Source organism: Cognatundibacterium rugosum (assembly GCF_014284365.1).
Classification (GTDB): domain Bacteria; phylum Pseudomonadota; class Gammaproteobacteria; order Burkholderiales; family Burkholderiaceae_D; genus Undibacterium; species Undibacterium rugosum.
In genome coordinates this window covers 210,487-232,679 of sequence record NZ_JACOGG010000006.1, presented here as the reverse complement: position 1 = coordinate 232,679, position 22,193 = coordinate 210,487, and the positions used below count along the sequence as shown (strand labels likewise).

The 22,193-nt window shown below is 50.7% G+C and carries 19 protein-coding genes; 13 read left to right on the top strand and 6 right to left on the bottom strand.

The features are described 5' to 3' along the window. Positions 1 to 21 precede the first annotated feature (21 nt). The 3 genes from H8K47_RS07955 to yihA form a co-directional block, all read right to left on the bottom strand. Complete coding sequence (locus H8K47_RS07955) at positions 22 to 1,125, bottom strand: magnesium transporter CorA family protein (protein WP_186880865.1); 1,104 nt, start codon at positions 1,123 to 1,125, stop codon at positions 22 to 24. 240 nt (positions 1,126 to 1,365) lie between these two features. Next, complete coding sequence (gene hemB / locus H8K47_RS07950) at positions 1,366 to 2,385, bottom strand: porphobilinogen synthase (protein ID WP_186880864.1); 1,020 nt, start codon at positions 2,383 to 2,385, stop codon at positions 1,366 to 1,368. 216 nt (positions 2,386 to 2,601) lie between these two features. Beyond that, positions 2,602 to 3,336 (bottom strand): ribosome biogenesis GTP-binding protein YihA/YsxC, encoded by a 735-nt coding sequence (yihA, locus tag H8K47_RS07945; RefSeq protein ID WP_186880863.1) that lies wholly within the window; start codon positions 3,334 to 3,336, stop codon positions 2,602 to 2,604. Positions 3,337 to 3,537: 201 nt separating this feature from the next. On the opposite strand from yihA, the gene H8K47_RS07940 reads away from it, so the two are divergent. The 5 genes from H8K47_RS07940 to H8K47_RS07920 all read left to right on the top strand — a co-directional run bounded on the left by H8K47_RS07940 (position 3,538) and on the right by H8K47_RS07920 (position 9,838). After that, on the top strand, positions 3,538 to 4,236 hold the full coding sequence (locus tag H8K47_RS07940) for a c-type cytochrome (protein WP_186880862.1): 699 nt from the start codon (positions 3,538 to 3,540) through the stop codon (positions 4,234 to 4,236). Positions 4,237 to 4,542: 306 nt separating this feature from the next. Then, positions 4,543 to 6,690 (top strand): cytochrome c biogenesis protein ResB, encoded by a 2,148-nt coding sequence (locus tag H8K47_RS07935; protein WP_186880861.1) that lies wholly within the window; start codon positions 4,543 to 4,545, stop codon positions 6,688 to 6,690. Between the two features lie 97 nt (positions 6,691 to 6,787). Further along, complete coding sequence (ccsB, locus tag H8K47_RS07930) at positions 6,788 to 7,936, top strand: c-type cytochrome biogenesis protein CcsB (RefSeq protein ID WP_408057860.1); 1,149 nt, start codon at positions 6,788 to 6,790, stop codon at positions 7,934 to 7,936. Positions 7,937 to 8,208: 272 nt separating this feature from the next. Beyond that, on the top strand, positions 8,209 to 9,189 hold the full coding sequence (msrP, locus tag H8K47_RS07925; RefSeq protein ID WP_186880860.1) for a protein-methionine-sulfoxide reductase catalytic subunit MsrP: 981 nt from the start codon (positions 8,209 to 8,211) through the stop codon (positions 9,187 to 9,189). Positions 9,190 to 9,232: 43 nt separating this feature from the next. Then, a complete protein-coding gene (locus H8K47_RS07920) occupies positions 9,233 to 9,838 on the top strand; it encodes a protein-methionine-sulfoxide reductase heme-binding subunit MsrQ (protein WP_186880859.1) in 606 nt (201 codons plus the stop codon). A gap of 27 nt (positions 9,839 to 9,865) precedes the next feature. Here H8K47_RS07920 and H8K47_RS07915 read toward each other — a convergent pair whose 3' ends face one another. Further along, a complete protein-coding gene (locus H8K47_RS07915) occupies positions 9,866 to 10,621 on the bottom strand; it encodes a transporter (protein ID WP_186880858.1) in 756 nt (251 codons plus the stop codon). A 52-nt stretch (positions 10,622 to 10,673) separates the two neighbouring features. Between H8K47_RS07915 and H8K47_RS07910 the strand changes: the two genes are divergently transcribed. Next, positions 10,674 to 11,297: a 1-acyl-sn-glycerol-3-phosphate acyltransferase gene (locus H8K47_RS07910; protein WP_186880857.1), complete on the top strand. Its 624-nt coding sequence runs from the start codon at positions 10,674 to 10,676 to the stop codon at positions 11,295 to 11,297. 20 nt (positions 11,298 to 11,317) lie between these two features. Here the strand turns inward: H8K47_RS07910 and lptM are convergent, their stop codons facing one another. Next, the gene (lptM, locus tag H8K47_RS18720) at positions 11,318 to 11,473 is read right to left on the bottom strand and encodes an LPS translocon maturation chaperone LptM (protein ID WP_186880856.1); all 156 of its coding nucleotides are present in this window, start codon (positions 11,471 to 11,473) and stop codon (positions 11,318 to 11,320) included. Positions 11,474 to 11,536: 63 nt separating this feature from the next. Here lptM and cyaY point away from each other — a divergent pair, with 63 nt between their 5' ends. Continuing rightward, entirely contained in the window at positions 11,537 to 11,848 is a 312-nt protein-coding gene (gene cyaY, locus H8K47_RS07900; RefSeq protein WP_162021749.1) for an iron donor protein CyaY, read from the top strand. 6 nt (positions 11,849 to 11,854) lie between these two features. Here the strand turns inward: cyaY and H8K47_RS07895 are convergent, their stop codons facing one another. After that, positions 11,855 to 14,167, bottom strand: a complete 2,313-nt coding sequence (locus H8K47_RS07895; protein WP_186880855.1) for a penicillin-binding protein 1A — start codon at positions 14,165 to 14,167, stop codon at positions 11,855 to 11,857. Between the two features lie 421 nt (positions 14,168 to 14,588). On the opposite strand from H8K47_RS07895, the gene H8K47_RS07890 reads away from it, so the two are divergent. The 6 genes from H8K47_RS07890 to H8K47_RS07865 all read left to right on the top strand — a co-directional run bounded on the left by H8K47_RS07890 (position 14,589) and on the right by H8K47_RS07865 (position 22,176). After that, positions 14,589 to 15,665, top strand: coding sequence for a pilus assembly protein PilM (locus H8K47_RS07890; protein ID WP_186880854.1), 1,077 nt, complete (start codon positions 14,589 to 14,591; stop codon positions 15,663 to 15,665). Continuing rightward, positions 15,665 to 16,282, top strand: a complete 618-nt coding sequence (locus H8K47_RS07885) for a PilN domain-containing protein (RefSeq protein ID WP_186880853.1) — start codon at positions 15,665 to 15,667, stop codon at positions 16,280 to 16,282. The genes H8K47_RS07890 and H8K47_RS07885 overlap by 1 nt, the downstream gene beginning before the upstream one ends. Before the next feature lie 43 nt (positions 16,283 to 16,325). Further along, the gene (locus tag H8K47_RS07880) at positions 16,326 to 16,976 is read left to right on the top strand and encodes a type IV pilus inner membrane component PilO (protein WP_186880852.1); all 651 of its coding nucleotides are present in this window, start codon (positions 16,326 to 16,328) and stop codon (positions 16,974 to 16,976) included. Then, a complete protein-coding gene (locus H8K47_RS07875; protein ID WP_186880851.1) occupies positions 16,973 to 17,512 on the top strand; it encodes a pilus assembly protein PilP in 540 nt (179 codons plus the stop codon). The genes H8K47_RS07880 and H8K47_RS07875 overlap by 4 nt, the downstream gene beginning before the upstream one ends. Before the next feature lie 32 nt (positions 17,513 to 17,544). Further along, positions 17,545 to 19,656: a type IV pilus secretin PilQ gene (gene pilQ / locus H8K47_RS07870; protein ID WP_230410167.1), complete on the top strand. Its 2,112-nt coding sequence runs from the start codon at positions 17,545 to 17,547 to the stop codon at positions 19,654 to 19,656. Between the two features lie 69 nt (positions 19,657 to 19,725). Then, complete coding sequence (locus H8K47_RS07865) at positions 19,726 to 22,176, top strand: beta strand repeat-containing protein (RefSeq protein WP_186880849.1); 2,451 nt, start codon at positions 19,726 to 19,728, stop codon at positions 22,174 to 22,176. The last annotated feature ends 17 nt before the right edge of the window (positions 22,177 to 22,193 follow it).

Sequence of the window (22,193 nt, the reverse complement as noted above, 5' to 3'; positions counted from 1 at the left end):
CAGAACCGACGTCTAACAGTGTCAGCGTCGTTCCCGCAATTGATCTTCCAGATAGCGCTGGCGGCGGAACACCAGCAACAGCACCACCACGATCAGCAGCATGGCGCCCATCGTGATCCAGAATCCCATTTTGTCCTTCAATAAGGGCATCACTTCAAAGTTCATGCCGAAGATGCCGGTGATCAGGGTCAGTGGCATAAACAGTGCCGTGATCACCGTCAGCGTGCGCATGATTTCGCTGGTACGGTGCGCCATCGCGGAAAAATGAATTTGCACCGCCGATTCCAGTGAAGCTTCGAGTCGACGCGCATGATTCAGCACGCGGCTGATGTGTTCCATCACGTCATTGGTGCGCACCAGCAGCAAGTCTTTGGCCCGGCCCTGATCATCGGCTTGTCCGTCATGGGTATCGACGATGTGATCACGTAACTCTTGCAGGGCATCGCGCTGTTCTTCGCACAGATTATCGAGCTTACGTAATTCCAGGCGCGAGTCGAGCAAAGCCATCCAGTTGTTAAAAGGACGGCGCGGGTCCAGCAGCGCATGCTGCCAGCGGTCGAGTTGTTGTGTCAGTGGCTGACGTAATTCCAGATACTGATCCACCATCGCATTCAGCAGGCGCAGCATCAGGTCTTCCGGTGAGGCCGGCAAGCGACTCGCATGCGGATTACCATCTGATTTACCTTTGTAATTCAACAGCTTTTGTCGGGTATTTTCTATCGTGCGGCTATTGGCCGCACGCACCGTCAGCAAAGCATTTCCCAGCAAGAAAAACGCGACCGGCACGGTCGCCAGCTTATTCAGTGCGGCGGGGATTTTACGCTTGAAGGGTTCGCCGTTTTCCTGACACAGCGCGGAATCGGGCTGCAGTGCCAGTTTGCGGAACACCACCATTTCATAATCATGGGTGCTGTCGAAATAGGAGGGGTGACTCAGATTGACGGCATCGGTCAGATGCAGATCGTAAATGTGCACGCCGGTGAGCGCCTCGATGCGGCTGCGCCAGGCTTCCGGATCGGTACTGACTTCATCGTGGGTAGCGTCTATCCACAGATAGCAGTTGTCAGCCGGCGCACAGTCCGGATTCAGTGTGACCTGATGGTCATTAATGTGAAAAATATCCATATCTGGCAGAAATCAAGCAGAACAGCAGCACTCATCCAATGAGGATCGTGCCGCAACAGCCGCCAGTATCCTGCTTAGACAGCAGATTGGCAAATATGACACAGCATTGACGCCGAAATTCGGTATTGCGCGGTCAGAAAAGCAGGGTCCGCAGCGTGGCTGCTGACCCGCATTTATCTAATTGTCAGACTTAAATCAGGTTTGAATCAAGCTTAAATTAGGCTTAAATCAGGCGTGGAATCACGCTTGTTTAAGCAAACGCGCGATATCACGTGCAAAATAGGTCAGCACGCCATCGGCACCCGCGCGTTTAAAAGCCAGCATGGCTTCCATCATGGTTTTATCGTGATCCAGCCAGCCATTCTGGGCTGCTGCCTTGATCATCGCGTATTCGCCGCTGACCTGATAGGCAAAGGTTGGCACCTGAAATTCATCTTTGACGCGCCTTACGATGTCCAGATACGGCATGCCGGGTTTTACCATTACCATGTCTGCACCTTCGGCCAGATCGAGTGCGACTTCGCGCAATGCTTCGTCGCTATTGGCAGGGTCCATCTGGTAATTGGCTTTATTACTCTTCCCCAGGTTCGCAGCAGAACCGACCGCATCGCGGAAGGGACCGTAAAACGCTGATGCATACTTGGCAGAATAGGCCATGATGCGGGTATGGATGTAGCCCGCTTCTTCCAGCGCATTCCGGATCGCACCGACGCGGCCATCCATCATATCGCTGGGCGCCACCACATCGGCACCTGCCGCCGCCTGGGTCATGGCCTGACGTACCAGCATGGCCGTGGTTTCATCGTTGAGTACGTAGCCATTGTCATCAATCAGTCCATCCTGGCCGTGACTGGTGTAAGGGTCAAGCGCCACGTCGGTCAGGATGCCGAGTTCAGGATGTGCTGCTTTCAATGCACGGATAGCGCGCGGAATCAGGCCATCCGGGTTAGTTGCTTCTATGCCGTCGGGTGTTTTGAGTGAGGCATCGATGGCCGGGAATAACGCCAGTACCGGTATGCCCAACTGCACACAGTCAGCGGCGACGTCCAACAGAAAATCGATGGAGACCCGCTCGACGCCAGGCATAGAGGTGACCGGCTGGCGTTGTTGCTCACCGTCGACGACAAATACCGGATAAATCAGGTCAGCGCTGGTGACGGTGTTTTCACGCATCAGTGCGCGCGAAAACGCATCTTTGCGCATACGGCGCATACGGATGGTGGGGAAGGCAGAGGGCAGGGCAGAATTTTTGATTGACATGGTGAGATAAATTTTTAGGCTGGTCAACGAAACTTTTCAGAGATACATGCGTCTTAAGCTACAGGTTGGAGCGTACTCCATGCCTACCGCTTCTCCTCCCTGAGCGGGACACCATTCGTCCCTATTCGAACTGGTGTTACTTTCCCCGGCAACATCATACGATGCCGGGGATTTTTTTTGCCTCAGCACGGCAATATGGCGCGCCTGAGGCTGTACTCAGACCGGATCGGTGCCCGTGTCCGGCACCGGCACATCCGCAGCATTGTCTGCTTCTGCCACAGGCAGTTCTTGATCCAGCCCAAGCAATGCGCGCACAGCGGCATCTGCTTCTTCGATACCTACACGTTTTAAGGCGGAGAATAATTGTACGCTATACGGGAACAGTGGGCCCTGATCATCCTTGTAACGTTCCAGTACCGCTTTGGCCTGACGTAAGGCATTGGCCGATTCATTATTGTTTAGCTTATCGGCCTTGGTCAGAATGCAGTGTATTGGGCGGCCGGTAGGTGCAAACCATTCCAGCATCTGTATGTCGAGGTCGGTGAAGGGACGGCGCGCATCCATAATCAGCACCAGTGCGGCGAGTTGGGTGCGACGCTGCACATAGGCACCGAGTAACTGATTCCAGTGATTTTTGGCGGCACCCGGGACTTCCGCATAGCCGTATCCGGGTAAATCGACCAGCATGGCGCGGATCTCGTCGACCTTGGTTTCATCCTTGCGATGCATGGCGACGTGGGCGCCGCCAATAGAAAAGTAGTTAATGTGTTGCGTTCGTCCCGGAGTCTTTGATGCAAAACAAAGCTTCTTCTGGTTGCATAGTGTATTAATAGCGGTCGACTTGCCGGCGTTGGAACGGCCTGCGAATGCGATTTCCGGAACATGGGTCCGCGGCAGATCTCGTAAATGATTGACCGTGGTAAAAAAGCGGGCTTGCCAGAGGATAGACATAGAGGAAAGGAAAAGTGGAAAAATGCAACAGTTGGCCGTTATAACGCCTGAAAGCTATTGTACAATAAGGGGTTAGGTAATGGGCAGCGCTATCTTTTTCCGTGCCTACTCTGGTTGCTGTTTCTCTCTTTTCCGCAGCAGCTTCGCAGCTACGTGTCGCCAACAGGGCAGATTTCTATTATTTAGTCTCAGGGTGTATGAATGAAACGTGCTTACTTACCAGTTATGAAGTCTCTTGGCATGGCCGTACTGGCTTTGTCCTCCCTCACTTCAGTCGCGTATGCGAATCAGGAAGCGAAGCCTGCTAAAGCGGATGCGGCCAAAGGCGAAGCGCTGTACAAAAACGGCGATGCGGCACGCGGTATCGTTGCCTGCGCCTCCTGCCATGGTGAAGCCGGAAATTCCACCATCAGCGTGAATCCGAAATTAGCTGCCCAGCATGATGCCTATCTGGTCAAACAACTCACTGAGTTCGCCAGTGGTGCGCGTAATAATGCGACCATGACCGCATTTGCCAAAAGCCTCACGACTGACGACATGAAGAATGTCGCGGTCTATCTGAATGCACAAAAATCGGCACCGGGCGCAGCGAAAAATAAGGATATCGTCGAACTCGGCAAGCAAATTTACCGTGGTGGCATTGCTGAGAAAAACGTTCCAGCCTGCGCCGGTTGCCACAGCCCGAACGGTGCCGGTATTCCAGCCCAGTTCCCGCGTATCGCCGGACAACATCAGGATTACACACTGGCGCAGTTACAGGCCTTCTACAATGGCTCCCGTAAAGATGGCGCAAAGATTCAGGGTTCTCGCGTCAACAGCGTGCAGATGACAACGATAGCGAAGTCTATGTCTGAAGATGAAATGCGCGCGGTTGCAGATTATATCGCCGGACTGAAATAATACCGGATGGACTTAAAGCCGCCCCAGCGGTGTGATGGCTCCCGTTTTATCTGCTTGCGCAGCTGATACAGCCAGTCGCCATGCTCTGCCGGAACAGCTGCGTAAGTCCTGCTAGCCTTAAACAGGCTGACTTGAAGGAATGATGGAGGGGGTGGCGTTCAGCCATCCCCTTTTTTTTGATCAGAACTTGCACGGCGCTGTGCGGCTATCAGTTGGGTGGACTGTATTTGTTATGCTATGCCCGGTACTGTCGGCAACAGCCGGATTCCCTGGGTAGGAGCCCTGTAGTATTTTCATCGGAATAGTATGGACAATAAGTTGGAATTTGAAAGCCCTGCCGATACTGGCGGGATACAGCTGCGCACACGGCAAGCCTGGCTGGCTGACAGTGTGGAATTGCTGTCCTCTATGCGTTTTGCGATCAGCATTCTGGTACTGATCGCCATTGGTGCTGTGATAGGCACTGTGCTCAAACAGAATGAGCCCATGCCGAACTATGTGAACCAGTTCGGTCCTTTTTGGTATGAGGTACTGGATAAGTTCGGCCTGTATTCGGTCTACTCTGCATGGTGGTTTTTATTGATGGTCGGCCTGCTGGTGGTATCGACCAGCCTGTGTGTGATTCGTAATGCCCCCAAGATGCTGAAGGATATGCGCAACTGGCGTGACAATGTGCGCGAACAATCACTCAGGAATTTTCATCACCGTGGTGAGTGGAGCTCGGCCCGGCAGCCTGCGACGGTACAGCAAGGTGTGCAGCAATTATTAGCCAGCCTTGGTTATCAGCAAAAACTGGTTGCGAAAGAAGGTGCTACGCTAATTGCCGCGCGTCAGGGTGCAGGGAATAAATGGGGTTATATCCTCGCACATTCGGCTATTGTCGTGATCGTACTGGGTGCAATGCTGGACTCGGAATTACCTATCCGCTTGCAACGCTGGTTTGGCGGCAAAGTACCCTATGAAGGCGCCGGCATTATCGCCAATATTCCGCAGCAGCATCGCCTGCCATTAGGAAATCCCAGTTTCCGTGGTAATTCACTGATTCCAGAGGGCAGTAGCAGCAATACGGCCATCATTACCCAGTCTAGCGGGGTACTGATTCAGGATCTGCCATTCACGTTGCAACTCAAAAAATTCCATATCGATTTTTATAGCAGCGGCATGCCTAAGCTGTTCGCCAGTGATGTGATACTGACCGACCATGAAACCGGTAAAAAAACCGAAGCGACTATCAAGGTCAATCAGCCACTCATTTACCAGGGTATCGCAATCTATCAGTCCAGCTTTGAAGACGGTGGCAGTCGCCTGCAATTGCAAACTTATGCGATGACGGGTGATCATGCCTCGGGTACTGGCCTGAAAGGAGAGATTGGTGGCAGCACGCCGCTGACTGCCGCAGATCAGCAGGAATACACCATAGAATGGACAGGATTTCGCCCATTTAACGTGGAGAATATGGCGAAGAATGGCACAGATGTGCGTGCTGTGGATACGAATAAAAGCTTCAATGAACGGCTTGGTGCAGATCTGAGTAAACAACTGGGTTCCGCTGCCAAAAACGTCAATACCAAGGAATTTAAAAACGTTGGCCCCAGCTTCCAGTACAAGCTACGCGACAAGACCGGTCAGGCCAAAGAGTTCATGAATTACATGCAGCCCATGCTGATTGATGGCGACTACATGATACTGAGCGGGGTGCGTGAGTCTGCGGCCGATAGCTTCCGTTTTCTGCGCATACCGGCGGATGACAATGACAGTGTGACGGAATGGATGCGTTTGCGCGCGGCCTTACACAACAAAGTCTTGCGTGAAAAAGCTGCCGATCGCTTTGCTGCCAGCGCCTTACCTGCGAGCATGGCTAGTGCGGCAGACATGCGTCAGCAGATACAGGCCTCAGCGGCCAACAGTCTGGCGATTTTTGCGGGGAATGGACAGGATGCCGGTTTTGTCGCGATTTCTCGCTATCTGGAGCAAAAGATACCTGCAGCCGATCAGGCCAAGGCAGCAGACGTGATGATCAAGATACTCAATGGCAGCTTATGGAATTTGTGGATGCTGGCCAGGGAGCAGGAAGGTTTGCCCGCATTGGACATGACGGACAAGCATGCGCGTTTCTTGCAACTGGCGACCACCGCGTTGTCTGATGCGGCTTTTTATCACGCACCTGTGTATTTGCAGTTGCGTGGGTTTGAAGAGGTCAAGGCATCGGTATTACAAATTACCCGCTCGCCAGGTAAGAGTGTGGTGTATTTGGGTTGCCTGTTGCTGGTACTCGGTGTTTTTGCCATGTTTTACATCCGTGAACGTCGACTGTGGATTTGGCTCAAAGCGGATGGGCAGGGATCACATATACTGATGGCGATGAGTTCACAACGTAAGACCCTGGATTTTGAAAAGGAATTTGCTCAGCTCAGCCAGGGACTGGCCGCAATCGCACAGGAAGCCAGGCCGTAAGCGCTTTACGCGCAAAAGTACTGAGCACACTGAACGTACAGTAAGCAGATTATTTACACTGAAGCGCAGAATCCGCTTCAGGCCGGAGGCATAGAAAATGATGGAAATGACACAGAACTATCCTGCACAGCAGGGTTTTTTCAAACGCCTGAGCATAGGCGACTGGGTGTATGCGGTGGCCTTATGTGCCGCATCGCTGTTTGCTTTGTCGCGTTTCGGGTCTTTTATGGATATCTACGAAAAAGCGATATTGCTGCTGGCAGCACCGACCTTTGCCTGGCTGGGCTGGCGCTGGAAACCGGTGCGGCATTTGATGCTGATACTGGCATTGCTCAGTTTATCCGCCACCGGCCTGTACGCGGGCAATCTGGAGCTGGCGAATCAAAAATTTTTCCTCAAATATCTGCTGTCCAGCCAGTCCGCAATACTGTGGATGAGTACGCTGTTTTTTCTGTCTACTTTGTTTTACTGGGGCGGGCTGATACTGCGTTCAGATTTCGGTGCTTCGGTCGGCTCCTTACTGTGCTGGGCCGCGGTAGTGATGGGCTTTACCGGCATGCTGGTGCGCTGGTATGAATCCTATCTGGTCGGTGCTGATATCGGCCATATCCCAGTATCGAATCTGTACGAAGTGTTCGTGTTGTTTGCGTTGATCACGGCTTTGTTCTACCTCTACTATGAGCAGCACTATGCGACGCGTCAGCTAGGTGCATTTGTGTTGCTGGTAATTTCAGCCGCAGTTGGTTTTTTGCTGTGGTATTCGGTCAGTCGTGATGCGGCAGAAATCCAGCCGCTGGTCCCTGCGCTGCAAAGCTGGTGGATGAAAATTCATGTACCTGCTAACTTTATCGGCTATGGTACGTTTGCATTGGCGGCCATGGTGGCGGTTGCCTACCTGCTCAAGTCCAAAGGCTGGCTGGCAGACCGCTTGCCTGCATTGGAGTTGCTGGACGATGTGATGTACAAGGCGATCGCAGTTGGTTTTGCCTTTTTCACCATTGCCACTATTCTTGGCGCTTTATGGGCGGCTGAAGCCTGGGGGGGCTATTGGTCCTGGGACCCGAAAGAAACCTGGGCGCTGATCGTCTGGCTGAATTATGCCGCCTGGCTGCATATGCGTTTGATGAAGGGCTTGCGCGGTCAGGTTGCTGCGTGGTGGGCCTTGATGGGCCTGCTGATCACCAGCTTTGCCTTCCTGGGCGTGAATATGTTCCTGTCCGGCTTGCATTCCTACGGTACGCTTTGACTCCGGCAAGGCGCTGAGCATTCATCTAAAAAAAGCCATGCATGCATGGCTTTTTTATTTGGCGTATGACCAAACAGCGCGGCGGACGGGATGATGTACTGTAGCCATGCGCTTGAATTTTTTGCAGTGCGTTGGTTCAGTTTTGTAAGGTTCTGCGAGAATTTCCGACTCATGAGAGACTAGCGCCTTCGCTGCACGGGATCTGACTCAAGAACCGCTGCAGCAGCTGGCGTTAAGCACAGCTTATCCATCTACGCTCACAGGAGTGTCTCATGATTATACGACGCGCGGCCAACGGTCTTGACCTGCCTTATCCTTCAGAAATCACACCACGTGCCGTGTTTGAAGAGCGGCGTCAGTTTATCCGCCGGCTCGCACTGGGTTCGGTCGCTGGCAGCGCTTTGTGGGAAATGGCGAACCGTGAAGCGCATGGACAAACAGCGTCCGCGCAGAAGCTGGTTGCCAGCCCGAATCCGGCTTATGCGATACTGGATAAAAAGACCTCGCAGAAAGATGCGACCACCTACAATAATTTTTACGAATTCGGTACCGATAAATCTGAGCCTGCGATGATGGCGGGCGGCCTGAAGACGCGCCCCTGGACAGTCAGCATAGAGGGCGAAGTCAAAAAGCCCTTTGTATTGGATATCGACAGCCTGCTGAAGCTGGCGACGCTGGAAGAGCGTATTTATCGTTTCCGCTGCGTGGAAGGCTGGTCGATGGTCGTACCCTGGATAGGCTATTCCTTATCGCATCTGATCAAAAAAGCCGAACCCACAGGCAATGCTAAGTACATAGAATTCGTGACGCTGGATGATAAAAAGCAGATGCCCGGTGTACGTTCACCCGTGCTCGACTGGCCTTACACCGAGGGCTTGCGTCTGGATGAGGCGGCGCATCCGCTGGCGCTGCTGACCTTCGGCATGTATGGCGAGGTGTTACCGAATCAGAACGGGGCACCGGTACGTATGGTACTGCCATGGAAGTATGGTTTTAAGTCCGTTAAATCTATCGTCAAAATCCGGTTTACCAAAGAGCAGCCAGCCACAGCCTGGAATAAAACAGCGCCGCGCGAATACGGTTTTTACTCCAATGTGAGTCCCGAGGTGGATCATCCGCGCTGGTCACAGGCGTCGGAACGCCGCATCGGTGAAGATGGCTTATTTGCCCGCAAACGCAAAACCCTGATGTTCAATGGTTATTCTGAGGTGGCATCTTTATATACCGGGATGGACCTGAAAAAATTCTATTGAACACAGGCTGTTGTGAGCCTTGCTGATTGACCGATCGCTGACGATGAATCTGACTACCCCGCAATTGAAGCGCTTAAAAATAGTGCTGTTTCTGCTTGCCTTAATCCCGTTTGGCCACATGCTGAGCGGCCTGCTGATGGAGAAACTGGGTGCTAATCCGCTGGAATATCTGACCCGTTACAGCGGCGACTGGGCCTTGTATTTTCTGGTGCTGACACTGGCGGTCACGCCGCTGCGCAAACTGCTGCAACAGCCGTGGTTATTGCGTTTCAGACGCATGTTGGGTCTGTACACGTTTTTTTATGCGGCCCTGCATTTTCTGATGTTCTTTTGGTTCGATCATTTTTTCGATTTACTGGAGATGTGGGCGGATGTGCTCAAGCGTCCGTTCATTGCGGTTGGGTTGATCGCTTTCTGTGCTTTAGTGCCACTGGCCATAAGCAGTCACAATGGTGTGATCAGGCGCATGGGTGGGAAAGCCTGGCAGCGCTTGCATCAGTTGATTTATGTGATTGCACCTCTGGCTGTGCTGCATTACTACTGGATGAAAGCGGGCAAGCATGACCTGGTCCGCCCTTATCTGTTTGCCGGGCTGGTGGCAGCCTTGCTGCTGTACCGGGTTGTCGTCAAATGGCGCGACCGTGCCTGAGTGACTGAGGCTTGGAAAGCGTGGGGTTCAGTAGCGCCAGGCGAGCCCTATGCCGAGCTGATGGCTACGGCTGCTTTGGGTCTGCTTCCATTGCAGACCCGCATCGAGATCCAGATTAGGTGTGCAGGCATAGATCAGGCCAAGCGTCTGGTAACGCTGCCAGCGTTTTTCCTGGCGTGATTCAGGAGAAGTCAGGCCCAGATCCAGTACGGCCTGCCAGCCTGGGCGGAACTCATAGAAGGCCGCGCCCGATAGCCGCCATACGGTTGTGTGCTGACCGCTGCCGGCTTGCTCATCGCGATAATGGTGCCAGTTCATGTAGACATTGCTGTGTACAGTCAACTGATCCTGATGATAGCTGTGTATCAGCGTGGTACTGAGCTGATAGGCATTGTCGCTTAAGCCCTTACGCTCTGCTCCGCTCGGGATAAAGGCTTCCAGCTTGAGGCCATAGCTGTGCTGCGCATTCTGAGCGAACAGATATTTGACGCCCGCTGAAGCATCGCCTACACCGGCAAACTGATTCAGTCTGCCAGGCAGATTAATAAATACATCGAGCTGGTCGTTGGCACCATAGGTGTAGGTGAGGGCGCTGATTTGCTGATTCGACTGGCCTGGCATGGTGCTGCGACGGGTGTCGGTATTCAGCTCCCACTGCTGTTTACCCTGTGTTTGCACATTTGGATCTTCAGTCACCAAGGGGTGTGCTGCCCAGGAGGCCAGGCTCAGGCAGCTGAGGGATGCGGTGAGCATCAGGTGGTAAGCTATTGTTGATTTTTGCATCGCTAAAAATTCCACGGCATAATATGTTTGCAATTTAGCCTACCAAATTTTTATGACAAGCTATCTATTACAAGAAAAAACTTCAGAGACTCTGGTTCAGCGCAGTGCTTTACGTATGTTGCGCCTGATAGGCTGGCAGGTCAGATATAAGCCACTGCCTGGCCCCAGAGGTGTGATCATCGTCTATCCCCATACCTCGAACTGGGATTTTCCTATCGGTATCCTGGCCAAACTCGCGATCGGCATGCCTTTTCACTTTATCGCCAAGTCTTCCCTGTTTGAGGGGTTGACTGGCGCCACATTAGGCAAAGTGGTGCGAGCCTTAGGCGGTGAACCTGTAGAGCGCGGCACCTCAACCGGTGCGATTACACGTCTGGCTAAAACCATGCACAGCGCAGACTGGTATTGGATGGCGCTGGCACCGGAAGGAACACGCAGTCTGCGGCCCCACTGGCGCAGCGGCTTTTACCACATTGCGTTGGAAGCGAAAGTCCCTTTGGGGTGTGCGTATTTTGACTTCAAACGCAAAGAAGTTAGTCTGGTCGACTATCTGACACTCAGCGGCGAACAAGAGGCAGATATGACACAAATTCGTCAAGTATATCAAGGGGTGCAAGGCTGCCGGCCACATCTGGCGGGCCCGATACAGTTACGTCAGGATCAGCAGCAGGGCTGATTCCGGCCGTACTGGCAGTACTATTTCTGCGGCGTTTCCGGACTACTGCTGAGTGGCTTGGTTTGAGGTGCAGATCGCGGCGTATCCTGCACCTTATCCGGCATCGTCAATGGCCCTTTTTGTCCGCAGGCAGTTATTAAGCAAATCAACAGCAGGGATGAAATCAGGGTGCGCATCTTGGTTTACCTAAACACCGTATAAAATGGCGTTTTCAAAGATTTAAACCACGGGAGTGTACCATGACTGAAACCGAATTCCTCGATTTGGCTGAAACTTGCCTGAAGCAAGTGGAAGAGATGTTCGAGCAGGCTTTCGAAGATGATTTGTACGATGTGGAGTGCGCACGCAGTGGCAATGTGCTCACGATAGAATTTGTACAGAACGGGTCAAAAATGATCGTCAATAGTCAGGCACCAATGCAGGAAATGTGGTTGGCGGCACGTAGCGGTGGCTTCCACTATAAATACGATGGCCAGCATTGGCTCAATACGCGTGATGGTTCAGAATTATTTGCGACCTTGTCCCGGCTGGCGCAGGAACAAGGCGCTTAAGCTGGCTTACTCTTCGATGACTTTGGTTGGGGCAGACAGGTCTGTCACTCCGGTACCTGGCGGATTCTCCGCATAGTAGAAATCTCCGTTCACCGAAATAATACCATTGGGAACAGGGCGCTCTTCGATAGGAATATCTTTGAGCGCCTTTTGCATATAGCCTATCCAGATCGGCAAGGCCAGGCCACCACCGGTTTCTTTATTGCCCAGATTCTTAGGCTGATCGAAGCCTATCCAGGCGATTCCCACCAGCTTAGACTGATAACCAGCAAACCAGGCGTCCACCGAGTCATTGGTGGTGCCGGTTTTACCTGCCAGGTCAGGTCGTTTCAAGGATAAGGCCTTGGTCGCCGTTCCAAAGCGAACTACATCCTTCATCATGCTATCCATCAGGAAGGCATTGCGCTCATCGATCACACGGTTGTTTTCATCCCCGGCTTTTTCCGGCGCTGCCTGCACTAATACTTTGCCATTGGTATCGGTAATTTTTGAAATCAGATAAGGATTGATTTTGTAGCCGCCATTCGCGAATACCGCGTAACCCGCTGCCATCTGTAAAGGTGTAACCGCGCCGGCACCTAAAGCCAAGGTCAGGTAGGGGGGATTTTTCTCAGGGATGAAACCAAAGCGGTTGGTATATTCCTGGCCATACTTGGCACCGATCCGATGCAGGATGCGGATAGAAATCATATTTTTCGATTTGGTCAGCCCTTTACGCATAGTCATAGGACCTTCGTATTTGCCATCATAGTTTTTGGGCTCCCAGGCCTGTCCACCGGTCTGACCAGCGTCGAAGCTTAGCGGCTCATCATTAATAATGGTGGCTGGGGACAGACCTTTTTCCAGCGAGGCAGAGTAAATAAAGGGTTTAAACGAAGAACCAGGCTGGCGCCAGGCTTGCGTCACGTGATTGAATTTATTCAGGTTGTAATCGAAACCACCGACCAGGGCTTTAATGGCGCCATCGACCGTACTTGCTGCTACAAAAGCGGACTGCACTTCAGGCATCTGGGTAATCACCCAGTTTTTGCCTTCCTGCATCACGCGTATCACAGCACCGCGCTGTATGCGCTTGTTGGCCGGTGCTTTCACAGACAGACCGCTGGCTGCAAAACTCAGACCCGTTTCTTCGATGCGAATTTCTTCCCCCGTCGCTAATACCGCCCGGACTTGCTTGGGATTGGCTTCAAGTACCATTGCCACTAACAAATCATCGCTGTTACTGTGATCGGCTAATTCTTTTTCGATGGCTTCATCAGCCGCTTCTTTGCCGGATGGAATGCTGATGATAGCTTCCGGGCCGCGATAACCATGCCGTTTCTCATATTCCATTACGCCGCGGCGCAAGGACAGGTAGGCAGCGTCCTGATCGGCCTTGGTAATGGTGGTGTACACGTTTAAGCCACGCGTGTACGTTTCTTCCTTAAATTGCTCATAAACCAACATACGTGCCATTTCAGACACATATTCAGCGTGAACGCCAAAATCGCTGCTGTCGGTCTTGGTTACCAGTTCTTCGTTGCGTGCCTGTTCAAATTCCGCATCATTTATGTAACCAAGTTGTTTCATTCGTTGCAAAATGTATTGCTGTCGCACTGTGGCGCGCTTAGGATTTGCAACCGGATTGTAGGCTGAAGGTGCTTTCGGTAAGCCAGCCAGCATTGCCGCTTCGGCAACGCTGATATCTTTCAGACTCTTACCAAAGTAGATCTGGGCAGCAGAAGAAAAACCATATGCGCGTTGTCCCAGGTAGATTTGATTCATGTAAATTTCGAGAATCTGATCCTTGCTCAGGTTCTGTTCTATTTTCCAGGCCAACAGAATTTCGTAAATCTTGCGCTTGAAAGTTTGCTCGCTGGAAAGAAAGAAATTCCGCGCAACCTGCTGGGTAATGGTCGATGCGCCTTGTTTGGCGCCACCGCTCAGATTGTGCAGCGTCGCCCGTGCGATTCCGAGGTAATCGACGCCACCATGCTCGTAAAAGCGATCATCTTCTATCGCGAGTACCGCCTTCTTCATCACATCCGGAATCTCGTTGAAACGCACTACATTGCGGCGTTCTTCTCCGAACTCCCCGATCAGTACATGGTCTGCCGTGTAGATGCGTAAGGGCATTTTGGGGTTATAGCTGGTGATCGAATCCAGCTCAGGCAGATTCGGATAGGCCATCGTCAGCGCAAAACCTATCATTAACGCAGCTGCAACGATAAGACCTGTAATCACGAACAGTGTATTGAGCAGTATCCGGCGCAGTAAGCGAGGCTGGTCTGAGGCCGTAACCGAGGTTTTTTCCGGAGTTGTGTTTTTTTGAGCGGACATGAATTTTTACAGTAACGATTGGCAATTTGCATTATAACGTCTCGGCGCTGCTGTCCTTGTTTAGCTTTGATGCAGGATGTTTCTGTGAATTAAAGAAAAAGGACTGACACAAAAGCGTCCCGGTTGCGGCATGGATTGCGGTCGTACATGTGTACTGCCAGCATCGCGATACCTGGCCGGAATAAATTTGCGTCGGTACTAAGAAAAAAACGTTCGTGGACAATTGGCAACGTAGCAGATGGCTGCTCTGAGGAAATTCTTTACCAATGCGGTCTATATTGCTAGCATTTCATGTAAGCTTGGATAATTGTGTCGTAAATTGCGGTTTTTAAAGACTTTTTTCTGCGCACTTTACATTTTTCAGGTGGTTTTGTTTCAATTTGTAAAAAACACACATCGACGTGTTTATGAGGGGATATTCTTGGCTTTAGATCTTGCTTCACTGCTCGGCAGAAAAAATCCGCCTCTCATCGGTCTGGATATCAGTTCCTTCGATATCAAGCTGGTTGAGCTCTCCGAGGGAAGTAATAAGGCTTTCCGTCTGGAGCGCTATGCATCTGAACCTTTGCCTAAAGGTGCAGTACTGGATGGGAATATCGAAAATATTGAGCAGGTGTCGGACACGATACGGAAGTTGTTAAAAAAGAGCGGTACTTCAGCAAAGAATGTCGCACTGGCAATGCCAGCATCCGCAGTGATCACGAAAAAGATTTTCCTTCCGATGACGCTCAGCGATCAGGCACTCGAAGTGCAGGTCGAATCTGAAGCGAGTCAGTACATTCCCTTTTCTATGGATGAAGTGAGTCTGGATTTTTGCGTGATCGGCCCAGCTGCGAATCAGGAAGATGTGGAAGTCATGTTGGCTGCATCACGTAAAGAAAAAGTAGAGGACAGGGTTGCGGTTGCTGAAGCAGCTGGTTTGCAATCAAAAGTGATGGATATTGAGTCTTACGCTGCACGGGCTGCGATACAGCGTTTGATAGAAAAACAGGCCAATGAAGGCCGCGACCAGATTTACGCGATGTTTCAGATTGGTGCCAAGCGCACCTATATCTACATCATGCTCAATGGTGAGGTGGTATACGAAAGAGAGCAGCAGTTTGGCGGAAGTCAGCTGACTCAGGATATCGTGCGTAACTATGGACTGTCGCAGGAGGAAGCTGAAGTTAAAAAGAAAAATGGCGACTTACCTGACAGCTACGAAATGGAATTGCTGGAGCCCTTCCTGGAAAATGCTGCTCTGGAAGTGACGCGAGCGATCCAATTCTTTTTCACGTCGACACCTTATACGCGGGTAGACCAGATTTTCCTGACCGGTGGCTGTGCGGTAGTGACTGGCCTTGTGGATATCGTGGCAGAGCGCACCAAAATTTCAACGGCGGTAGTCAGTCCATTTAAAGGGATGGAACTGGCGTCCGGGGTGAGTGAAAAAGCATTAAGAAATGACGCGCCAGCCTATACAGTTGCCTGTGGCCTGGCCTTGCGGAGATTTGGCTGATGATAAAAATTAATCTTCTTCCACACAGGGAAGAGAAACGCAAACAGCTGATCAAGGATTTTTATTCTTTGCTGCTATTGTCTGTCATCGTTGGCGCGCTGATTACGGTCGTGGTCGGTGCGATTAACGCACGTCAGATCGGCATACAGAACGACCGCGTGAATTTCATCAAGAAAGAGAATGCGGTGCTGGATGACAAAATCAAGGAAATTGCTAACCTGAAGCAGGAAATTGACTCGCTCAAAGCACGCCAGCAGGCGGTTGAGGATTTACAGGGTGATCGCAATCAGCCGGTGTTTTTGTTGCAGGAACTGGTGAAGCACACCCCGGAAGGGGTGTATTTGCGCGCTCTCAAACAGGATGGTCAGCGTGTGACAGTGAACGGCTATGCGCAATCTCAGGAAAGGGTGGCGGAGTTCATCCGTAATCTTGGCAGCAAGTCTGAATGGATGTACAAGCCTGATCTGATCGATATTCATTCTGCTGGCATTGGTCAGGGCCGTGACGCTAAAAAAGTGTCTGATTTCTCTGTGAATGTAGGTATTAAACGTCCACGTGAGAAAGATGAAGCGCCTGCCTCTGCCGCTGAGCTGGCCAAGCCTGGCCCTGGTAAATGAAAGTAAATGACATTAGTCAACGAAGAGAATTGGAAGGTCGGGGATGGCAATAAATGTTCAGGAAGCGTTTGATGATATCAGCGCTCAATTTAAGGACCTGAATGGTCTGCATCCGGGCTTGTGGCCTATCGCTCCGCGACTGGCTGCGGCATGCGGGGTGCTGGCGGTGGTGTTAGGATTGGGCTGGTTTTTTTACTGGAGCACCCAAACCGAAGAAATCGAGGCGCGTCAGCAGGAAGAGCAGGCCCTTAAGCAGCAATACCGTGACAAGATGCAGCAGGCGATCAATCTGGATGCCTTGAAAGACCAGCGTGCCTTAGTGCAGCAATATGTAGCGACCATGGAAAAGCAATTGCCGAGTAAGGCAGAAATGGATGCTTTGCTGTCTGATATTAACCAGGCTGGTGCTGGCCGGGGTCTGCAGTTTGATTCGTTTAAGCCGGGTGTGCCTGTAATTAAAGACTACTATGCAGAATTACCCATTGACGTAAAACTTTCAGGCAATTACCACGACTTAGGCGAATTCGTGTCTGATATTGCTAAATTGCCGCGTATCGTCACCCTGAATAATTTAGCGATTTCCGCAAATAAGGATGGTTTGCTTACCTTGGAAGTCGTTGCAAAAACTTTCCGCTATCTCGACAAAGACGAAGTGCTCGCCCAGGCTAACTTGAAAAAGGCGACCAAGAAATGATACGTAAATTCTTAGTTCTGACGGTCTTGCTGGGCCAAACACTGGTGCTGAGCGGCTGCGGTGACAATGGTGCGTCTGAGCTCACGGAGTGGATGGAGTCGGTTAAAAAAGAAACTAAACTGGTCACTCCCAAGCTCAATCCGCCGAAAGTCTATGTGCCGGTTTCTTATGAGGTGAAGTCGGAGATTGATCCCTTTAATCAGGAAAAATTGTTGGCTGTATTGGCACGTATGAAACCTGATAGTGGTAATGGCTTGCGTCCCAATATGGACAGGCCGCGCGAAGAATTGGAAGGCTATCCTCTGGATGCCTTAAAAATGGTGGGTGTGATTGAAAAAAAATCAGCCCGTATTGGTTTGATACAGTCGGATAAAAAAGTGTATCAGGCCAAGCAGGGTGGCTACATCGGGCAAAATTTTGGTCTGATCACGAAAATTACCGATGCTGAAATCCAGATTAAAGAAACGGTCCAGGATGCAACAGGAGAATGGGTTGAACGTAATGTTAAGCTTGAGCTGCAGGGGAGTCAAAAATGAAAGCGTTGATAAATACAAGTAAAAGGGGCGCTATGTTTGTCAAAGCCTGTTTCCTGTTCATGTTGGGACTGACGCAGTTGGCTTTTGCTCAGTCTAACAGTATTGAGTCTGTCGTCACCAATCAGCAGGGTGCGAATATTGTCGTCAAGATTGGGATGAAAAATCCACTCGAAAAGCAGCCGGCTGGCTTTTCCATCGCAACGCCATCTCGGATAGCGCTGGATTTTCCCGACGTGGTTAACGGTACCGGTAAAAGTACCGTGGATGTAAATATCGGTGATCTGCGTACCGTCACGCTGGTTGAGGCGTCTGGCCGTACTCGCATGATTTTTAATCTCAATAAGCCGCTCAATTACGCCGCCACGATAGAGGGGAAATATCTGATCGTGACAATAGATGGTTCCGGTGGTGTCGCGACTGCAGTGAATTCACAGGGCTTGCCTGTGAATCCTGATTCAGCGCCGCAAGGCAAGGCCAGTTTGCGTGATATCGATTTCCGTCGTGGCGTCAATGGTGAAGGCCGTGTCGTCGTCGATCTGCCCCTCAATCAAGTTGCTGTCGACGTGCGTCAGCAAGGTCAAAAGATACAGGTCACTTTCCTGAAAGTGGCATTGCCAGAAATACTGCGCAAACGTCTGGATGTTGCAGATTTTGGCTCTCCTGTGCAGACGATTACCACCACACCGAATGGTGAAAATGTACAGATGGTGATCGAGCCTAAGGGATTGTGGGAACAGAGCTCGTATCAGAGTGACACACAATTCGTGCTCGAAGTACGACCGATTAAGGAAGACCCGAATAAACTGGTGCAGGGTACCCAAGGCTATCGTGGTGAGCGTATTTCCTTCAACTTCCAGAATATTGAAGTACGTGCGATTTTGCAGATTATTGCTGAGGTCAGTGGCCTGAACGTTATCGCCAGCGATACCGTGACGGGAACGATTACTCTGCGTCTGAAAGACGTACCATGGGATCAGGCGCTGGACAATATTATGCAAATCAAGGGTCTTGATATGCGTAAAAACGGCAATGTGATCTGGATTGCTCCTAAAGATGAATTGCTGACCAAAGAGAAGCTGGAACTCGAGCAAAAAGCGCAGATTGCCGAGTTGGAGCCTTTGAAAACGGAAGCTTTCCAGCTGAATTATCAAAAAGCTGAAGCGTTCAAACAAGTATTTGGTGTCGATGGTTCCTCGACAAATCGTCTGTTATCTAAGCGCGGCAGCGCAGTGATAGAACCTCGTACCAATCAATTGTTTATTACTGACATCCCATCCAAAATTGAAGAAGTCAGGAAGCTGATACAAAAAACGGATATCGCGTCGAAGCAGGTATTGATCGAAGCGCGTATTGTGGAAGCTGACGATAAGTTCAGCAAAAATCTGGGCGCTAAATTAGGCTTTACAGATATGCGCGGTTTGCGTGGTGGTGACGTAGGCTATCAGTTACAGGGGAATCAAAGGGTTGCATTGACCGGTAATTACCTCGGTGTTGGTGAACAGACAGGCCAGGCGAAGATCACCGATCAGAGTTTTGTTCCTAACTCCCAGTTCGTGTCTTTACCAGCTGCGGGTATTAATGGTTTGAACCCGGGTAGTTTAGCGGTCAGTCTGTTCTCCGCAGCAGCCAACCGCTTCCTGAATCTGGAATTGTCCGCATTGGAAGCAGATGGCAAAGGCAAGATTATTTCCAGTCCGCGTGTCGTGACAGCGGATCAGTTGAAAGCCCTGATAGAACAAGGTACTGAGTTGCCGTACCAGGTAGCGACTGCAAGTGGTGCGACCTCGATTTTCTTCCGTAAAGCGACGTTACGACTGGAAGTCACACCGCAAATCACACCGGATGGCAATGTGATACTGGACGTAGAAGTGCACAAAGACAGCGTAGGCCAGGAAACCAGGATGGGTTATGCCATTGATACGAAAGAGGTAAAAACCATGGTATTGGTGGAAAATGGCGGTACGGTTGTGTTGGGGGGTATCTTCCAGCAGACTGAACGTGATAGTGTGACAAAAATACCATTTTTCGGGGATCTGCCCTTGTTTGGAAATCTGTTTAAAAGCACAGGTAAAACAAATGACAAAACAGAATTGCTGATTTTTATTACACCGAAAATTATGGCAGACCGTTTCAGTGCCAAATAAGTGGTATTGAGATACTGATCTCTCACAGTTTTAATTTAATTCATGTATTTGCTTAACTACAGGTGCTCCATGGCAACTTTTTTCCGGTTATTGACGGGTTTATTTTTATCAGCCTTCCTGGCTGCATGCGGCGGCGGCGGCGGCTCGGCTGGTAGTAGTGGGAATGGAGCCGCATTGTTCACTACGGCGCCTGCATCTATTAATGTGCTGCCCGGAGAAACCAGAACCTATACAGTGGGTGGCGGAACGCCAGGGTATTCGGCGGCAAGCAGCAATTCAGCACTCAAAGTCAGTATCATTGATAAAACGCTCACTATCGTTGGTGTTGGCAGTGGTAGTGCAACAGTCACTGTGACGGATAATGCTGGTGCAAAAATAACAATTTCTGTTACGATTGGCACTGGTGTGACGTTAAATACAAATGCTCCAGCGACAGTCAATGTTGCGATTGGTAAAACTTCCAGTGTTTTCCTGATTCAAGGTGGCTCGACAATTTACACCGTGACAACTAGCGATAAATCTGTCGCGGATATTACAACCGTAGGCACGGATCAATTTTTTATCACTGGCGTTAGTAATGGCAACGCAGTCATTACCGTAACGGATAGTCTCGGTGCGTTGGTGAAAATTGGTGTTGTTGTAGGCAACGGTGGCAGCGGTGGTAGTGGCGGTGGTACATCTACGCAATTGTCCACTACTGCGGCTGCAAGTATTACTATCGGCACCAACAAGTCTACAGTAGAAACCATCATAGGCGGTACGGCCCCTTACTTTGCAAGTAGCAGTAATAGCGGTGTGTCGTCTGCAAGTGTTTCTGGGAATCAATTGACGATTACAGGTGTCTCGATCGGCTCTTCCAGCGTCAAAGTACTTGATTCTGCTGGTCAGTCTATAACGATTGCGGTCCAGGTCGGATCATCTTCTGCGTTGTTCACTTCTGCACCTAAAGACGTAACAGTTGGTGTTGGTACGACCAGTGCAAGTTTTACCATTGGTGGTGGTAGTCAGGTGTATGCGGTTGTAAGTGCAAACACACAGGTCGCTACAGTGGGTATCAACGGCAATACATTTATTATCAATGGCGTTAAAACCGGAGCGACGACCATCAATGTTAGTGACACATCTGGTGCTAATGTAGCGATTAACGTGACTGTTACTGGCTCTGGTAGCTCTGCCACCTTGTATACAACAGCGCCAAGTGCAATCACAGTTGCAACGGGCTCCAGTTCTTCATATCAGATTGCTGGTGGATTGGCTCCTTACAGTGCGGAAAGCAGCAACAAAATCGTTTCCAACGCGGTTGTTACTGGTAACGTGCTGACTATTAGTGGTGACTCAACAGGTAGTGCCAAAGTGAAATTGACAGATGCAGCCGGCTCGACACTGACTATCGATGTGACTGTTGCCGGCGGTTCTACGAATGCATTGTTCACTACGGCTCCTGCCGCAGTTACCGTAGGCATCAAAGAAGCTGCCAGCTACAGTATTTCAGGCGGCGTAGCGCCATATACTGTAACTAGCAGTGCGACATCTATTGCATTAGCGACTTTGGATCCGGTAACCAATAAATTCACTGTGACTGGTGTTGCTGCAGGTACGGCGACCGTGCTGGTGACTGATAGTGCAGGTAAGACAGTATCAGTCGCCGTTACGGTAAATGGCTCTGTTGGTATCTCCCTGTACACGACAGCTCCTGCAGCTGTTACTTTGTCTACAGGTACGACAGTCCAGTACACTATAGGTGGAGGTGTTTCACCTTACACCGTTGTCAGCAGCAATGCGGCTGTTGCTGCCATCCCTGGCGGACCAACCACAACATCGAGCTTTAGTCTGCAAGCGTTGACACCAGGTGCTGCCAATGTAGTGATTTCCGATGCGGTTGGCACAAAATTGTCACCTATCGCTGTGACTGTATCTCCGCAGGCTGTCGTGGCGCTGAGTGTGTCTCCAAACAATGCAACCGGAGCCGTTGGTGATACGTTGAGCTTCCAAATCTCTGGTGGCACACCGACATATACTGTGACAAGTACCAACACCAGTATTGCTGCGATTACGTCTTCACCCAATGCGGCAGGTATATTTACCGTCAGATTGGCAAATGCAGGTCAAACAACGGTGAACATTGTGGATACGCAAGGTGCAGTGACCTCACTGGTCCTGACTGTTACGCAAAATTCGTCATTGCTGCGTTTGTCACCGAGCGTACTGGAAGTGGCGGAGGACTTTTCTTCCGACTTTAATTTAACAATATATGGTGGTACGGGCCCTTATAAAGCCTTTACCAGTGATCTGAAGTTATCAGATGTATCGATAGTTTCGACCACAACGCCTCAGACGTTCTTGGTTAAAGTCGGTACGAATGCTTCGCGTTGTATCAATCCGGTAGACAGCTCTAATAAATATATCGTGAATGGTACCTATAACGTGACATTTACCGTGGTTGATTCGCTGGGGGCCTCAGCAACCGCAGTAATGACGATCCGTGATAATGGTAAGGGCTTGTCCGTCACCGGATGCTAAACTATGGTTTATGTTTA